Source organism: Acinetobacter sp. IK31, assembly GCF_035615195.1.
Lineage (GTDB): Bacteria > Pseudomonadota > Gammaproteobacteria > Pseudomonadales > Moraxellaceae > Acinetobacter > Acinetobacter calcoaceticus_C.
The window spans coordinates 18,764-35,315 of record NZ_JANBOB010000020.1; the positions used below are offsets into that span (position 1 = coordinate 18,764).

A 16,552-nucleotide genomic window follows, 5' to 3' on the forward strand; every position below is an offset into this window, starting at 1 on the left:
TCTTCCTATCAATTCGCCCAGAAAATCTGGATACCCCAGATTGCGTACACAAACACTGCAATAATGACAGCCGTCGTCAGTACAAGGCGTAAACCTTTCGCTGAAGGACCCATTTGACGAGTAGTGACATAGTCAGTAAAAACTTGCCACATACCAATCCATGCGTGTGCGATAAGCGATAAAATTGCCAACAAAGAAAAAATCTTCATTGGTAATGTCATCATAAAACCAGCCCACTGTTGATAGTCAAACCCGCCTTTGCAGAGAATCCAACCTAAAAGAACAACAGTATAAGCTGCTAATACAACCGCACTTACACGCTGGATAAACCAATCACGAGAACCCGAACCAGTTAAACCTGTAGCACTTTTCATTAGAACATAATCCATACAAAGGCTGCGATAATAGCTACCACAGACAAGATCAATGAAATTGTCGCTGCAATACGACCACTTTGCAGTTCTTCAGCAAAACCCAAGTCTGCAAGTAAGTGCTTAACTCCAGAAATAAAATGGAATAACAAGCCGGCTACAAATACCCAAACGATAAAACGTACAAGGATATTTCCAAACACGACATTTTTAACGTAGTCAAATCCTTCTGGTGAAGATAATGATTTATCTAGAATCCATAAGAGAACTGGTACTAATAAGAAAACGATGACACCTGATAAACGGTGTAAAATTGATGCAATAGCCACGGGTGAGCGTAAATTTACCGCTAACACCTGACCCATGGACAAATTGACAGGTCTGTTGCTTTTCACAGCGGGCATCCTGTAGGTAGAAACTCCGACCGGAGTTTGTTGAATTAATTCCAAGGAAAGCTGGCATTGTTAGGCAAGCACAGCTCATGCCTAACCTATAAACGACACTGAATTATAAAACGCGAAGTATCAAAATACAAACAATCCACTTTCCCATTTAAGTAAAAAACAATTAAATAAGAATCATTCACAATGATATCACCCTATTAACCCTACAAAAAAGGTATACATAGCTCTATCATGTTGTTGTTTAAAATAACTTTTTATTTAATTTCATTTTTTCTGAAATTTCTTTTAAATAAGTGAGTTTTAGACTAAAGATAAAGTTATAAATTCATCATATAAATAGAAAAATGTTAGTAACACCTCATATTTTCAATATAAAGCTACAATTCAAATAAGCGAACGTACTTACATTGGACCCAAATCAGCCAATCTAAAACATGTTTGAGAAAGCAATTTTTATTGGAAACAAGAGTTTTTATTATTCTAATGCAGTTCAATTAGCTATTTTTTATACAATTAAACTTAAAAAAACATCAATATTCTTTGTTACAACTCAATAAAAATAGAGTTTTTTTTGATTAGCAATTTGAAATTACACCATGAGTTTTATGATTTTTTTAATTGGATTGGCATTTTCTACCGACTTGTCATTTCTAATTTTAATTTAAAGATTTGCTTACAATTGTACTCATACTTCATTTTTTTTCTGCACGTTCTTGTTGAATTGACTTATTATACGATCCCGATGCAGTGATTTTACTGACTTTTTTTGCTCGGGTCTTGATGACTAACTCTCTGTGGGATCGTCATTTTTTATCCATAAGTATAATTGACAAAATTTCAGTACTCACTAATCTTATAGCAAATTTTGACAGCGTCTGATTCGCACATGAGAACATTAGGATTTCGGGTCAGATCAACATTCACCAGGACAGGAGATCTATTGAATGTCTGAAGCAAATGGCAAAAAAGCCGTATTACATCTTGATGGCAAAGAAATTGGATTACCAATCTACAGTGGCACTTTAGGTCCAGATGTAATTGATGTCAGCAGCATATTGAAAGAAGGTCATTTTACTTTCGATCCTGGTTTTATGGCGACAGCTGCATGCGAGTCTAAAATTACGTTCATTGATGGTGACAAAGGTATTTTATTACACCGCGGTTACCCAATTGATCAATTAGCAACTCAAGCAGACTACCTTGAAACTTGCTACTTGCTACTAAATGGCGAGCTTCCAACTGCTGAACAAAAAACAGAATTTGATGCTAAAGTTCGTGCTCACACTATGGTTCACGATCAAGTTAGCCGCTTCTTCAATGGTTTCCGTCGTGATGCTCACCCAATGGCAATCATGGTTGGTGTTGTTGGTGCATTATCTGCGTTCTATCACAACAACCTTGACATTGAAGACATCAATCACCGTGAAATCACTGCGATTCGTCTCATTGCAAAAATTCCAACACTTGCTGCTTGGAGTTACAAATATACAGTAGGTCAACCATTCATCTATCCACGTAATGACTTAAATTACGCGGAAAACTTCTTACACATGATGTTTGCTACCCCTGCTGACCGTGATTACAAAGTAAATCCTGTTCTTGCTCGCGCGATGGATCGTATCTTCACGCTTCATGCTGATCACGAACAAAATGCTTCGACATCTACAGTACGTCTTGCCGGCTCTACTGGTGCAAACCCTTATGCATGTATCTCTTCAGGTATTTCTGCGCTTTGGGGACCTGCTCACGGTGGTGCAAACGAAGCTGTACTTAAAATGCTTGATGAAATCGGTAGTGTAGAAAACGTTGCCGAGTTCATGGAAAAAGTAAAACGTAAAGAAGTTAAACTCATGGGCTTCGGTCACCGTGTGTACAAAAACTTCGACCCACGTGCAAAAGTCATGAAACAAACTTGTGACGAAGTTCTTGAAGCATTAAATATCAATGATCCTCAATTAGCGCTTGCTATGGAACTTGAGCGTATTGCATTGAACGACCCGTACTTCGTTGAACGTAAACTTTACCCTAACGTAGATTTCTACTCAGGTATCATCCTTAAAGCGATTGGTATCCCAACAGAAATGTTTACGGTAATCTTTGCACTTGCACGTACAGTAGGTTGGATCAGCCACTGGTTAGAAATGCACAGCGCACCATACAAAATCGGTCGTCCTCGTCAGCTTTATACTGGCCCGACTCAACGCGATATCAAACGTTAATATTCGAAAGAAAATTAGTGATAAAAAAGCTGCCTTTTGGCAGCTTTTTTTATTGAGTTATCTTCAATTCAATCTACAAACTTATTCTTCATCAAACACACTTAATAAGTGATGACTAATTCCATCAGCTCTCAACCAAGCTAACTCATAACTCGCTTTAGCTAAAGCTAAAACGCGCCTTTCGAATTCAACCCATATTGTTTTGACTTGAGACTCTGAAATACCCAAACCACTTTCTGTTGCCAGTTGCTTATTTTTTTCACATATTTTTAAAGCGTGATAGAGCTTACGACCTTTGCTCGCCCCTTCCATCAGCCGAACACGTTTACTTAAAATAAATCCTTCTACATGCTGCAAGTTTGCATGAGGTAACATGGGTACTAGAATTTGATTCAATTGATCATCTAAACGCTTCCATACAGCCAAACGTTGCTCTGCTGTATAAGTATTCCATTGAATCACTTCATGGTTAAAACGACGACAACCACGGCAAACCTGATCACCAAAAACTGTTGAACAACGCCCTGCACATGGGGTGAGAGAGAGCGTTCGATGATCACTACTCAAAACAGACTCCTTAAATAAACCATATACTTTTTATGGTTTTCTCGCTTATTACAAATTTTCGCGCTAAAATGTGCGCCTTAAATTTCTATCTTAATACATTTGGAGTTTTCCATGAACGCTACTGTAGAACAGCTTGCACCTGTAGAACAGCAAGCGACCGCAGATTGGGTTGTTGCCGCACTATATCAATTTAAAGAAGTTCAAGATCCTACGGATCTTCAGCAACGTCTATTAAACTTAGTGAAAACAATTAATCTGTGTGGAACTCTGATTGTAGCAGGTGAAGGAATTAATGGTACTGTGGCGGGCGACCGTGTAGCAATTGATAGTCTTTATCAATTTTTGCTCAATGAAGGTTTTGCCTCTATGGAATACAAGGAGTCTTTTAGCTCCGACAAACCTTTCCGTAAAATGAAAATTAAACTTAAAGAAGAAATTGTGACTTTAGGTGTTGAAGTTAAACCCCGCGACTTAGTGGGCCACTATCTTGATCCAAAAGAATGGAATGATTTAATTGCACGCGATGATGTAATTTTAGTCGATACGCGTAATGATTATGAATATAAGGCGGGTACTTTCAAAGGTGCAATCGACCCTAAAACTGAGACATTCCGCGAGTTTCCAGAATATGTTAAAAAAGAGCTAGAGCAACATAAAGATAAAAAAATTGCGATGTTCTGTACAGGCGGTATTCGCTGTGAAAAATCAACTTCTTTACTTCTCCAAGAAGGATTTACAGAGGTTTACCACCTTAAAGGCGGTATTCTTAAATATTTAGAAGAAACCCCTGCTGATGAAAGCTTATGGGAAGGCGAATGTTTCGTATTTGACGGACGTACTGCCGTAACTCATGGTGTTGAAGAAGGCGTAAATATTAAATGTCATGCTTGTGGTTGGCCATTAACTCCAGAAGAGTCTGCTTTACCAAGCTATGAACATGGTGTTTCTTGCGTGTATTGCATCGACAAGACAACTGAAAAGCAAAAAGCTGGTTTCCGTATGCGCCAGTCACAAATTGCAGCTGCAAAACGTAAACGCTTATAAATCACTAGAACTATTGTTCAGAAGGCATTTAGATTTCTAAGTGCCTTTTTAACTTTATATAATTAAATTTTTCCAAATAAAAAACGCCCTAGAAAGGACGTTATTTACATAATTTTTAAAGTTTAATTTGGCGTATGATACATCAAGTATAATTCATTCAAATTATCTGGAATTTCTTCTGCCAGTTCATCCATTAGCTGTCCATTACGACGGAAAGATTCCATCTGCGGATCTTCTTCATCAATTCCACTAAATACCATCATTGGTAAAGTTAAATCAATTAATTGTTCTTCATATTCAGGGGCAAACCATGCCTCTTCATTTAAGAACATTGCATCAACAAATCCCACACTCCAGTCGCCTAAGCTAGATTCAACATCAGCTTCTTCAACTTCAAATGGAAATGCAATTCCATTTTCATTTGCTAAATCTTGTCGAATTGACTCTAACCACGCCTTGATTTGCTGAATAATTTCAGCAGGCACCTTTTTATGGTTATTATCAAACAGCTCATCTAACCAACGGTCAAACTGAGGGCCTACTGCAATTGCACTCAGAAAACCATGAGTTGCAGCGAAATCTAGACCATACTCATTGTGGTCTCCATCTAGATATTCACTTAATTGGTCTAAATCTAACGCACTCATTGTGTTACCTGACTATAAAAAAGAAATCTACGATAGCATAGCATTTAAGCTGACGATGCCCTATTCAGATTTGATTAGTCTTCATCATCAAGATCATCATCGTCTAAATCATAATCAAAATCCTTCAACTCACGCTCTAAACGGCGTTGAGCTAATAGATCATCAATTAATCTACGTTTTTCTAATGATTCTTTCGCAGTGATTTTGCCTGATGACTCATCAAAACCGACATCATCATCATCACCGTAGCTATCATCTAGTTCAAAATCTGTAGAAGACACTAAAACTACCTCTAATGAAAAAATGTGAATGGGTCTAGCCGCTATTTATCTCTCTTACAGAATCATGTCAAGTTTTATTTATATTTTTTTCATTAAACTGCATATTTGTACTTTTTTTCACCCAAAAAATTGTGTATTTATAAAACTGAACTATTTTTATGACCAAGAAAAAATTCTATGATCTTTTCCATAATCTAAGCTTGAAAAAAATGAATTTAACCCAATATCCAAAAAACAGACGTGAATTCAAAGATATTTTTTATTTAACGGTTACCGATCAAATCCAAAATATTTCAAGCAAATTGTGCTATCATGCACGGTTTTTCACTGCCACAGATTCAACGAAGAGTAAGCAAAGATGAGCGATATGCATTCCCCTACTTCTCAAGTAGCGGCTCTGATTAGCCGAGGCAAAGAACAAGGTTACTTAACTTACGCTGAGGTTAACGATCATCTGCCGGACTCGATTACTGAAAGCGAACAGATTGAAGACATTATTCAAATGCTTCAAGACGTTGGTATTCCTGTACACGAGCGTGCACCTGAATCTGACGATACCATGTTCGGTGAGTCAACTGACACAGCCGATGAAGTTGCTGAAGAAGAAGCTGCTGCCGTACTTGCATCGGTTGAAAATGAGCCTGGGCGTACGACAGACCCTGTACGTATGTACATGCGTGAAATGGGTACAGTTGAACTGTTAACCCGTGAAGGTGAAATCAGCATTGCAAAACGTATTGAGGAAGGGATTCGTGATGTCCTTAATTCAATTGCGTATTGGCCAAATGCTGTTGAAGTTGTATTAAAAGAATATAATGATTTCTTGACTGGCGAACGTCGCCTTGCCGATATTTTATCTGGCTATCTTGATCCGGAAACTGACGCAGAAATTCCTGAAGTTCTAGAAGAAGAAACAGAGCTTGAGGAAGAAGCAGCGCCAGCTACACCAGTAAAAGAAGTTAAGCTTGACGACGATGAAGAAGATGAAGAGTCAGAAAGCGATGATGACTCTGAAGGTGAATCTGGTCCAGACCCTGAAGTTGCAAAGGTTCGTTTTAATGAACTTGAAGCTGCATGGACTAAAACAAAAGCTATTATTGAGAAACATGGTCGTAACAGCCCAGAAGCAGATGAAGCTTTAGAAGCTTTAGCTACTGTATTTATGATGTTTAAGTTTACACCGCGTTTATTTGACATCATTTCTGAAATGATTCGTGGTACACATGAGCAAATTCGTGCCAACGAACGTGAAGTTATGCGTTACGCAGTACGTCGTGGCCGTATGGATCGCACTCAATTCCGTACATCTTTCCCTAAGCAAGAATCTAATCCAGCTTGGTTAGATGAACAGATTGCCAAAGCCCCTGCTGAGATCAGGGCGCATTTAGAAAAGGTTCGTCCGGATATTTTAGCATTCCAGCAAAAGATTGCAGATATTGAGAAAGAACTTAATTTAAGTGTTGCTGAAATTAAAGATATTTCTAAGCGTATGGCGATTGGCGAAGCAAAAGCACGCCGTGCTAAGAAAGAAATGGTAGAAGCCAACCTTCGTTTGGTGATTTCGATTGCGAAGAAATATACCAACCGTGGTTTACAGTTCCTTGACTTGATTCAAGAAGGGAACATTGGTTTGATGAAAGCTGTAGACAAGTTTGAATATCGTCGTGGATATAAATTCTCGACTTATGCAACTTGGTGGATTCGTCAGGCGATTACCCGTTCAATTGCCGATCAGGCTCGTACAATTCGTATTCCTGTGCATATGATTGAAACGATTAACAAGATCAACCGTGTATCTCGTCAATTGTTACAAGAAATGGGCCGTGAACCGACACCTGAAGAACTAGGTGAACGTTTAGAGATGGACGAAGTTAAGGTTCGTAAAGTACTTAAAATTGCCAAAGAACCGATTTCAATGGAAACGCCTATTGGTGATGATGAAGATTCGCATCTTGGTGATTTCATTGAAGACCAAAACATCACTTCTCCAATTGATGCTGCGACTTCAGAAGGCTTAAAAGAAGCAACACGTGAAGTACTTGAAAACTTAACTGAACGTGAAGCAAAAGTATTGAAAATGCGTTTTGGTATTGATATGCCAACCGATCACACACTAGAAGAAGTGGGTAAGCAGTTTGACGTAACACGTGAGCGTATCCGTCAGATTGAAGCGAAAGCGTTGCGTAAATTGCGCCACCCTTCTCGTTCTGAACACTTACGTTCTTTCTTGGAAAATGACTAAGTTTTGAAAGCTTGAAATTTCAAAAGCAAGCCCCATTTAATAGAAAGAGCTATAAACGCCTGCGATGATGCAGGCGTTTCAAATCATGAGGTAACTTATGTTAGACCGCACTCCATCTCGCGAACTACAAGAACATCTTTGGGTATTTCCGATGGATTATCCAATTAAACTTATTGGTGATGCGGGTGAAGAATTACGTGTTGCTGTAGTCGATATTTTGGTAAAACATTTTCCAGATTTTGATCACTCATCACTAAAAGTTCAAGAATCTCGCACCGGCAAGTATCACTCTTTAACAGCACAATTGCGCTTTGAAGAATTAGAACAAGTTCATGCACTTTATGCTGACTTGGCTGCTTGTCCGCAGATTCGAACTGCGCTTTAACTTTAAGTTCTTAAATCAATACCACAGTCAGAAATTCTTACTGTGGTATTTTTTTTGGAAATTTTTAAGCCAATTACCCTCGAAAAAATCATACAAATATTTAGAATTCCTCTTATAAAATCCTTTAAAATTACAAGGTTTTCGGCTTCTATCTTATAGATATTAACTGGGCACCGCCTGAATTAACTCATAGGAATATATTGTGATGAGCTTTGATAAACCCAACTTGATCATTCGACAATGGAACGATTTACAAGATTATCAAAGCAAATTTGAAACCATGAAACTCTTAACAAACGAGCGTGACCAAGATACGCCTGATGAGTTATGGTTGCTTCAACATCATAATGTCTTAACACAAGGTCAAGCAGGCAAACCTGAACACATTCTAATTTCATCAGACATTCCGGTAGTACAAACCGACCGTGGTGGCCAAGTGACTTGGCATGGACCAGGTCAATTGGTTGCTTACTTTATGTTTGATCTTAATCGGCTAAAATGGAATGTACGTACATTGGTCAGTTTTGCTGAACAATTTATGATAGATATTTTAAAAAAATATGGAATTGAAGCTTACGCCAAACCCGATGCCCCTGGGGTATATGTAGATGGTCGTAAAATCGGTTCCTTAGGGTTTAAAATTCGTCGTGGCCGTAGTTACCATGGATTAGCACTAAATCTGGACTGCGCCCTAAATGGATTCCAGACCATCAATCCTTGCGGTTATGCGGGTTTAGAAATGGTGCGTATACAAGATTTAGTGACTCCGTGTCCATCATTTGATCAACTTTGTCAGGACTTTATTAAGTATATTAATAGCACTGGGTACTTTAATGACCCTAAAGTCAAATATGAATAAATCGCTTTGCGATGAAATAAAAATGGATTAGAGTAATTACTCTAAATTTGCTTTCGCATAATTTTAACAAGGGATACGCGAGTGATTTCGACAAAAGCGGTAAAGCCGACTCTGCAACTTGCCTACGTTAAGCTCATGATGGATGTTATTGGTCGTGGCTTAGTCATGGCAAGTCAAGTGGACACTGAAATACAAGAGGAAGTATCTAAATTTCCTGTTCACTTTGTACTTTCAATGAATGTTTTTCCGAATGGACCAGCATTTTTTGCTCGAGTGACAGAAGACAAACAGTTAGAGCTACTTCAAAGAGCTGAAAAAAAACCAGATTTAACGATTACATTCAAACATGTCACTCATGCCTTTTTAGTGTTTTCTTTTCAAGAAAGTACTGCTCAAGCATTTGCCAATGACCGAATGATTGCCGATGGTGATGTATCGGCTGCTATCCGCTTGGTACGCTGCCTAAATAAAATGGAATCTCTTATTTTACCTAAATTGGTTGCTTCACTAGCAGTCAAAGAATACCCAACTGAACTTACCCTAAAAGAAAAATTCAACGAGGCTGCAAACATTTACTTAAAAGTAGCCAAGTCCTATTTCAAGCGGAGCGCATAACATGGCCAAACCATATTACGAATTCTTTTGTCCTGTAAAAGTCATTGCTGGTAATGCTGCGCTAGAACATATTCCGTTTGAGCTTGCAACTTTGGGTGCAAAACGTCCTCTTATCATTACAGATAAGGGTGTTCGCGCAAATGGCTTATTAAATCCGATTGAAGCTGCATTTAGTACGACTGATGCTGTTATTGGTCATGTTTTTGATGATGTACCACCCGATTCGAGTTTAGAAGTCGTTCGTCTTGCAGCAGAAGCTTATCGCACAAACAAATGTGATGCGATTATTGCTGTAGGTGGTGGTTCAGTCATAGACACTTCTAAAGCAACTAACATTTTAGTATCTGAAGGTGGAAATGACTTATTGCAATATGCAGGGGCTCACAACCTACCGAAACCATTAAAACCATTTTTTGTAATTCCAACAACTTCTGGCACTGGTTCGGAAGTGACTATGGTTGCTGTGGTTTCAGATACTCAAAAGAATGTTAAGTTAGCATTTGCTTCTTATTATTTAATGCCACATGCAGCGATTTTAGATCCACGCATGACACTTACATTGCCCCCCCATTTAACTGCAATGACTGGCATGGATGCTTTAACGCATTGTGTTGAAGCCTATACATGTCTGGCGGCTAACCCACTGAGCGATGCTTATGCAAGTGCCGGCATTAAAAAAATTAGTGAAAATCTGTTCAATGTATTAGAAAACCCAAATGACTCACAAGGCCGTTTGGAGCTAGCGCAAGCTTCAACAATGGCGGGTATTGCATTTTCTAACTCAATGGTCGGCTTAGTCCATTCTTTAGGACATGCTTTAGGCGCTGTTGCTCACCTGCCCCACGGTTTATGCATGAATTTATTCTTACCTTACGTGCTTGAATATAACAAGCAAGTAAATGGTCAGAAAATTGGCGAGTTATTATTACCACTCGCTGGTGCAGATATTTATGCACAAACTCCAGCAAGCCAGCGCGCAGATAGGGCAATTACGACTATCTTAGCAATGCGTGATCGCCTGTTTACTTTAACAAAGTTACCCCGCACTTTACGTGAAACAGGTAAAGTAACTGAAGCACAGCTTGATGAAGTTGCAGAAAAAGCACTAAATGATGGCTCAATTATTTACAACCCGAAAGAAGCAAGCTTAAAAGATATCCGAGATATCTTAGAAAAAGCTTGGTAATTCGATAAGTTAAACTCCAAAAAACTCATAAAGGTCTGATTTATATATTAAATCAGACCTTTTTTATGACTAAGAATTTTTATTCATTATTTTATTTAAAATACATGGCAAAAAATTTGCTAAAAAATAGATGAAAGTAATGACAATTTATATCAATTTAGGATAGATTGGCGCACTTTATCTGTTTCTGTAGGGGGGATCGTTCGTCTCAAACGATCCTTAACACCAAGCTGATCCTTGATCAACGATTATGAGGATAACGCCGTTGACAAATTTATCTGGGACTAAACCAACAGCTAAGCTTCAAAAGAATCTTGTGCTTTGGCATATTATTATTATTGGTTTAGCTTACATTCAGCCATTAACTTTGTTTGATACTTTTGGTTTAGTGTCAGAACGAAGTGGCGGTCATGTACCAACTTCCTACATTTTTGCATTAGTCGCAATTTTATTAACATCGATCAGTTATGGACATATGATTAAGCGCTACCCTTCTTCTGGGTCGGCCTATACGTATGCTCAAAAATCAATTCACCCTAATGTTGGCTTTATGGTGGGTTGGTCTTCTTGGTTAGACTATTTACTGTCACCGCTTGTTAATATTATCTTGGCAGATATTTACCTAAGAGCTCTTTTTCCAGAAGTAAATAACTGGTTATGGGTGATTGGTTTAACAACTCTCATGACTGTTATTAATTTATTTGGTGCACGGTTTGTTGCACGTTTTAACAGCACGATCGTTATTATTCAGCTTGGCGTAATTTTTTATTTTGTTTATCAGGTATATATTTTACTTACTCAAGGTGTATATGCAGATGGAACTTTAAATCCAGATAAAGCGGCATTGTGGTCATTAACTCCTTTTTGGAATGATATGACGTCTGTCAGTTCTTTAATTGCTGGCGCGACCGTACTATGCTTCTCTTTTACCGGTTTTGATGCTTTATCTTCTCTTGCTGAAGAAACAAAAGATGCAGAAAAAACGCTACCAAAGGCTATTTTTTCTACAGCATTACTTGCAGGTATTATTTTCATTGTAAGTACTTACTTCATCCAACTATATTTCCCAAGTAATCCAAACACTTACTTTAATCCTTTAGATGAATCACAACCTGTGATGGTCGCTGCGATTGGTAGTCTGATGTTTAAAACTTTGGTTTTATATTTTGCTGTAGTCGCTGTGATGGCATCAGGTATTTCTGCACATGCGGGCGTATCACGTTTAATGTATGTGATGGGGCGCGATGGAGTCATCAACAAGAAATTATTTGGTCATATCAGTCCAAAATTGCATACTCCAACTTACAACATTCTTATTGTTGGTGTAGTTGCTTTATCTGCTGGTTTTTTAGACCTTGAGCATATTGTTAACTTGATTAGTTTTGGTGCCTTAACTGCTTTTAGTTTTGTTAACTTCTCTGTGATTTCTCGCTATGCATTAAGAGATGGCAAGAATAAAACGCTTAAAGACATCATCAATTATATTGTTATACCAACGCTTGGTTTTGCCAGTGTATTTATGATGTGGTTAGAGATTGATAAGCTTGCCTTACAAATTGGCTTAGCTTGGGCCGTTATTGGTGTAGGTTATCTTGCCTATAAAACCAAAGGCTTCAAATATAATGCTCCGCAACATAACGAGCATGAGTAATAAAAAAGGCGCTTAAAGCGCCTTTTTTATGGTCAAATTAACCGTAAATTTTATTCACAATGCTTTGTACACGTTGAGCATAAAGTTTTGTTGTTTCAAGATCACCTGTCGGAACCTCTTCCGCACTTGCATCAGAAGGCGATTGAACTAAAAGCCCCACTGAACCACCTAAGTTATTTACATCTTCACGTGTTGCGTTTTTTGTATTTGCTGGTAATAAACCAAGGCTCACCCAAATCCCACCATGCTGTGATGCTAAAGTTTGTAGTTGAATAAGAGTTACTTGCTTATCCCCATTCAAGCTTGCGCTGTTTGTAAACCCGGCAAATACTTTATCTTGCCAGCCACGTGTAAACCACACTTTTGAAGTTGCATCAGCAAACTTTTTAAACTGCCATGGCGCTGTACCCATATAAGTTGGAGCACCAAAAACAATCCCCTTCGCATCATTTAATGTCTGCCAATCTTGATCAGTAATATTACCTTCCTGATCAATCTGGATGAGCTGAGCATTAATCTCGTTTGCAAACGTTTCAGCAACAACTTTTGTGTGGCCGTAACCAGAGAAATATACAACCGCGATATTAGAGTTAGACATGGGAGAAAACCTTTATTTTATTAAATTCCACTTTATGATATATTTTAGAAACTAGGTGTCAATTAGTTACTAGTCGGTAACTAGTGCAATTTTTCAAAAAATTATAGGTGAATGGTATGAATGAATGTCTAAAATATAATATTTTTCAACAACATTGCCCTGCTCGTTTATTTTTTGAAAAGATTGCAGATAAATGGGTTTTATTGATTTTAAATGTTCTTGAAGAAGAAACTCAGCACTTCAATTTGCTTAAAAAGAATATTCAAGGCATTTCCCCAAAGGTCTTATCACAAAAATTAAAGATGCTGGAAAGAGATGGCTTTATTGAACGTAAAATCCAGAATACATCCCCAATTCGCGTTGATTACTCACTTACGCCTTTAGGACACAATGTATCTGCAATGGCTTATCAGCTAAAAGAGTGGGCTGAAACCAATATTGAACAGGTTTTAGCAGCACAAATCGTCTATGACGAAAAAATGCTAGAGCAAGCTTAACTCATACTCTCTTTAAAATTTTATTGAATATTATCGATTAAGCTTTTTTCTTCTATTAAAGGTGACTCAACTTAATTGATTTTAATCGGTTCAGGTGGCGCACTTATTTTAAATTGAATAGTTAAAGGCTCACATTGCTTTACTTCTTCATTGTTTTTCAAATAGGCACTTTCTAGGCCATATTTCCAAGTACCATTCATGACTTCAAATGCGGGATAATTGACAATAAAAGTTTTTGTTTCACCTGGTTGATATTCATATGTTTGAGTCTCTTTACACTCATTTTCCGGATAAGAACGTTTAGTATTTCCAAATAAATAGAGTTCTAAAGGTACATAACAAGCGGGTTGTCGTTCTTGTATTTTTTCTAAGCCCATATTCATTTGAGTAATCTGTAAAGCAAGAGTACCGTTCAAAGTTAACTGCTGTGCATATTTAAAAACTGTTTCTTTTTCAATTGGTTCTCTTGTTACATTATTAAGAAATTCTAATTTACGATGCAAGCCATTACAGTCATCTTCACTTGGTGCAGGTAACCAAATTTCATTATCTTTTGAGTCACCTTTATTTCCATCGGCTGGTGTCTCGTAATCGCCTGGTTTACCGGGTTTAGTTGGATATCCTGATCCACCTAAACTGGCACCGCCTGCGAATAAATCCTCACCACAAGCAGTCAAAAGACCACCTATCAAAATAAAGCTCATAGATATTATTAATTTTTTATAAGTTGTTTTAGTCATATTGATAAGCTCCGAAACGGAAAGTTTTGGTTGCACCCTCTTTTCCTTCATCGAGTGCACAACGTTCAATGGCTAACTTGAGTATTTGTAGTGATATATCTTCCCATAAACGTAAACTTGCTTCTTTGAGTAAAGTAATCGATTCATCTGTTAATTCATCAGCAAAAATTGCTTGTTCTAAATATGGTTCTTTTTCTGGCTGAAATAAATTATGAACTCCAGCAGCTAAATGTGCCTCTAAATTATTCGTTAATAATTTTCGAACCTCGAATTGCTCTACATCCGGCATAAAACTGCGTTGCTGTAACGACACAATGCCATTTTCTTCTTTCACAATATTTAAACGCTCAAGTTCATTCAAAATCGACCGCGGATGCTTTTCAGTTGAGACTTTTTTTACAAGATTTTCAAAGCTAATTTGCTCATTGCTAACAAAAGGAATTTTTTCTGATAAACCTTCTGCAAGCCATAAACCAATCACCCGAGCCGGAACACTTACTGGTTCTGCAACGTTTGCTTCAGTTAAAGGCTGTCCAGTTTGTGCCGCTTTTTTAAATGCATTTACATCTTTACGGTGTAGTCCTGAAAGTAAACTTACTGCCGAGTCCGTAGGCTTTTGTTCTATACGTTCCAATTCGGCTAAAGCTTCTTGATAAAAAACCGGTTTTAATGCCGTGACAAAATCGTTATATCCTACTCCCGAACGAATTAACCACTGAGTCAGATATTCCATTAACAGCAATACCTGCTTTTGGTTAAGTTCTACATTATTCGTTTGGAGTGTGGACATAGGGCAATAATTTTCCTTCATCTTTGAAAAGCAGTATGAGCCGAGCAATTGTCACACTGAACGGTTTAAGATGCAATTTCCATTATCAGGCCTCCTTTGGAAACCGATGAACAAAATGGTTTGGGGCATTAAAATGGGTAAAAGAAATACTTATTGAAACATCCAGACTTTCTACACTATGCCACCAACCAATAGGGATAAATAAAGCCTCCCCAGCATTCAAAATGCACTCTAATGGGGTAATCGACTTTGCTAAAGGATATTTTTTTAAATCTATTTTATTGGCATCGCTCAACTCACTAAACACCCAATGATCGTTATATAGATGAGGTACTTGCAAGGCTGGAATCAAAGTTACTTTTTTGCGTCCATAAATTTGAACTAACATATTATTGGTTAAATCATGATGCAAAGGCGTAAAGGTTCCTTTGGGGCCAAACCATAAAAAACTACGTTCATCTTTTAGGTCCAAGTTACAATAACCTTCTGCAAAATCGCCTATATCTAAAAATAATTCCTGAAGCATTTGATGGCTATTGGTCGCATTATTTGCAGTCATATAGAAATCGTTGCTTGCTTCGACAGACATAATTTTTGATACAAACTCCGACATTTTCATAGTCTGCTTTAACAAAGGTGAATGCCTTTCAAATTGCTCATCTTTATTTCTATTCATTTGAACTTCAACTAAATGCTGGCCAAATTGAGTTGCAAAATATTCAGGTGACCATTTATGTAGAGCTGGCCAGTGATCTACTCCTTTTTTCAAAATCACAGGACGATGCTGACTGTAATAATCTTTAATAAAATCTGAGAATATTGGCGCAGGGATTGAAGGTATTTCTTTACAGTAATGAGAATCTAACTGAGCTAATTGATCTAAAGTTTCTATTAACCATTCACGTTTTTTAAGTTGGTGATGCTTTTTCTTAAGAATTTTATATAACTGATTATTTCCTAAATTACCTAAATATTCTTCTACTTTTTGCCGATGAAGCCCCTGCTCTACTAATCTTTTCACTATTTCCGCAGATGGTACCTCATTCAAAATTTGTTCGATGATCCATTCTTGGTCTTGGTCAGATAAGCTTAGGAAATTCGGCTCACTCGTTTGAAAAGTTAGCCCAAAACCATTTGCTTTTAATACATCGACTAATTGCTCGATCGCACACCCTTTTTCTATATTTTCTTCAAGCCATTTTTTCCATTCAAGTGGCAACTGGTCAAACCATTTTTGGCTTTGTTGGAATATTTCAATTTGATTATAAGCTGCCATGTTGAACCTTTTTTCAAATTTGATCTTTACAACTGCATTATAATTGATCTATTTTAAAAATGTTAAATTTTCACATTTTTATAAAAAAAGGGCTCATGTGATGAATAATATAGTAAAAGGAAGCAGTATTGCTTTGATTTTCATAGCATTAAGTGGTTGTGGTTCCGATGACAATGATTC

19 protein-coding genes and 1 pseudogene are annotated in these 16,552 nt (G+C 37.5%); 11 read left to right on the forward strand and 9 right to left on the reverse strand.

Annotation, left to right across the window (positions count from 1 at the left end):
• Nucleotides 1–8: 8 nt before the first annotated feature.
• Nucleotides 9–374, reverse strand: a complete 366-nt coding sequence (gene sdhD / locus MSG66_RS12085) for a succinate dehydrogenase, hydrophobic membrane anchor protein (RefSeq protein ID WP_003655454.1) — start codon at nt 372–374, stop codon at nt 9–11.
• Nucleotides 374–775 (reverse strand): succinate dehydrogenase, cytochrome b556 subunit, encoded by a 402-nt coding sequence (gene sdhC / locus MSG66_RS12090; protein WP_128814476.1) that lies wholly within the window; start codon nt 773–775, stop codon nt 374–376. Before sdhC ends, sdhD begins: the two co-directional genes overlap by 1 nt.
• A 498-nt stretch (nt 776–1,273) precedes the next feature.
• Here sdhC and MSG66_RS18705 point away from each other — a divergent pair.
• Together MSG66_RS18705 and gltA are read left to right on the forward strand one after the other, a co-directional pair.
• Nucleotides 1,274–1,354 (forward strand): annotated as a pseudogene (locus MSG66_RS18705) (hypothetical protein); the annotation flags it as partial.
• Nucleotides 1,355–1,719: 365 nt separating this feature from the next.
• Nucleotides 1,720–2,994: a citrate synthase gene (gene gltA, locus MSG66_RS12095; protein ID WP_004789414.1), complete on the forward strand. Its 1,275-nt coding sequence runs from the start codon at nt 1,720–1,722 to the stop codon at nt 2,992–2,994.
• Nucleotides 2,995–3,075: 81 nt separating this feature from the next.
• Here the strand turns inward: gltA and MSG66_RS12100 are convergent, their stop codons facing one another.
• A complete protein-coding gene (locus MSG66_RS12100; RefSeq protein ID WP_133972063.1) occupies nt 3,076–3,561 on the reverse strand; it encodes a DUF1289 domain-containing protein in 486 nt (161 codons plus the stop codon).
• Nucleotides 3,562–3,672: 111 nt separating this feature from the next.
• Here MSG66_RS12100 and MSG66_RS12105 point away from each other — a divergent pair, with 111 nt between their 5' ends.
• On the forward strand, nt 3,673–4,605 hold the full coding sequence (locus tag MSG66_RS12105; protein WP_133972061.1) for a rhodanese-related sulfurtransferase: 933 nt from the start codon (nt 3,673–3,675) through the stop codon (nt 4,603–4,605).
• A gap of 122 nt (nt 4,606–4,727) precedes the next feature.
• Here the strand turns inward: MSG66_RS12105 and MSG66_RS12110 are convergent, their stop codons facing one another.
• Both MSG66_RS12110 and MSG66_RS12115 read right to left on the reverse strand, forming a co-directional pair.
• Nucleotides 4,728–5,252: a YecA family protein gene (locus tag MSG66_RS12110; protein WP_202743841.1), complete on the reverse strand. Its 525-nt coding sequence runs from the start codon at nt 5,250–5,252 to the stop codon at nt 4,728–4,730.
• A 74-nt stretch (nt 5,253–5,326) separates the two neighbouring features.
• Complete coding sequence (locus MSG66_RS12115; protein ID WP_016137045.1) at nt 5,327–5,533, reverse strand: PA3496 family putative envelope integrity protein; 207 nt, start codon at nt 5,531–5,533, stop codon at nt 5,327–5,329.
• Between the two features lie 358 nt (nt 5,534–5,891).
• On the opposite strand from MSG66_RS12115, the gene rpoD reads away from it, so the two are divergent.
• The 6 genes from rpoD (at nt 5,892) to MSG66_RS12145 (ending at nt 12,471) form a co-directional block, all read left to right on the forward strand.
• Entirely contained in the window at nt 5,892–7,775 is a 1,884-nt protein-coding gene (gene rpoD, locus MSG66_RS12120; protein WP_324654235.1) for an RNA polymerase sigma factor RpoD, read from the forward strand.
• Between the two features lie 97 nt (nt 7,776–7,872).
• Entirely contained in the window at nt 7,873–8,160 is a 288-nt protein-coding gene (locus MSG66_RS12125; protein WP_042897606.1) for a YbeD family protein, read from the forward strand.
• Nucleotides 8,161–8,365: 205 nt separating this feature from the next.
• Nucleotides 8,366–9,019 (forward strand): lipoyl(octanoyl) transferase LipB, encoded by a 654-nt coding sequence (lipB, locus tag MSG66_RS12130; RefSeq protein ID WP_324654236.1) that lies wholly within the window; start codon nt 8,366–8,368, stop codon nt 9,017–9,019.
• A gap of 81 nt (nt 9,020–9,100) precedes the next feature.
• A complete protein-coding gene (locus MSG66_RS12135; RefSeq protein WP_042897610.1) occupies nt 9,101–9,634 on the forward strand; it encodes a hypothetical protein in 534 nt (177 codons plus the stop codon).
• Between the two features lies 1 nt (nt 9,635).
• Nucleotides 9,636–10,820: an iron-containing alcohol dehydrogenase gene (locus tag MSG66_RS12140; RefSeq protein ID WP_133972055.1), complete on the forward strand. Its 1,185-nt coding sequence runs from the start codon at nt 9,636–9,638 to the stop codon at nt 10,818–10,820.
• 265 nt (nt 10,821–11,085) lie between these two features.
• Nucleotides 11,086–12,471 carry an APC family permease gene (locus tag MSG66_RS12145; protein WP_133972053.1) on the forward strand — a complete coding sequence of 462 codons (1,386 nt, stop codon included), beginning with the start codon at nt 11,086–11,088 and terminating at the stop codon, nt 12,469–12,471.
• Between the two features lie 37 nt (nt 12,472–12,508).
• On the opposite strand, the gene MSG66_RS12150 is transcribed toward MSG66_RS12145, so the two are convergent.
• Nucleotides 12,509–13,069 carry a flavodoxin family protein gene (locus tag MSG66_RS12150; protein WP_324654237.1) on the reverse strand — a complete coding sequence of 187 codons (561 nt, stop codon included), beginning with the start codon at nt 13,067–13,069 and terminating at the stop codon, nt 12,509–12,511.
• Between the two features lie 116 nt (nt 13,070–13,185).
• Here MSG66_RS12150 and MSG66_RS12155 point away from each other — a divergent pair, with 116 nt between their 5' ends.
• The gene (locus tag MSG66_RS12155; RefSeq protein WP_133972049.1) at nt 13,186–13,566 is read left to right on the forward strand and encodes a winged helix-turn-helix transcriptional regulator; all 381 of its coding nucleotides are present in this window, start codon (nt 13,186–13,188) and stop codon (nt 13,564–13,566) included.
• A gap of 71 nt (nt 13,567–13,637) precedes the next feature.
• On the opposite strand, the gene MSG66_RS12160 is transcribed toward MSG66_RS12155, so the two are convergent.
• The 3 genes from MSG66_RS12160 to MSG66_RS12170 all read right to left on the reverse strand — a co-directional run bounded on the left by MSG66_RS12160 (nt 13,638) and on the right by MSG66_RS12170 (nt 16,372).
• Complete coding sequence (locus MSG66_RS12160; RefSeq protein ID WP_324654240.1) at nt 13,638–14,270, reverse strand: hypothetical protein; 633 nt, start codon at nt 14,268–14,270, stop codon at nt 13,638–13,640.
• Between the two features lie 28 nt (nt 14,271–14,298).
• Nucleotides 14,299–15,096: a DUF6502 family protein gene (locus MSG66_RS12165; RefSeq protein WP_324654238.1), complete on the reverse strand. Its 798-nt coding sequence runs from the start codon at nt 15,094–15,096 to the stop codon at nt 14,299–14,301.
• 85 nt (nt 15,097–15,181) lie between these two features.
• Nucleotides 15,182–16,372: a cupin-like domain-containing protein gene (locus MSG66_RS12170; RefSeq protein ID WP_324654239.1), complete on the reverse strand. Its 1,191-nt coding sequence runs from the start codon at nt 16,370–16,372 to the stop codon at nt 15,182–15,184.
• A 100-nt stretch (nt 16,373–16,472) separates the two neighbouring features.
• On the opposite strand from MSG66_RS12170, the gene MSG66_RS12175 reads away from it, so the two are divergent.
• A partial coding sequence (locus MSG66_RS12175) for a hypothetical protein (protein ID WP_324654241.1) occupies nt 16,473–16,552 on the forward strand: 80 nt, incomplete at its 3' end.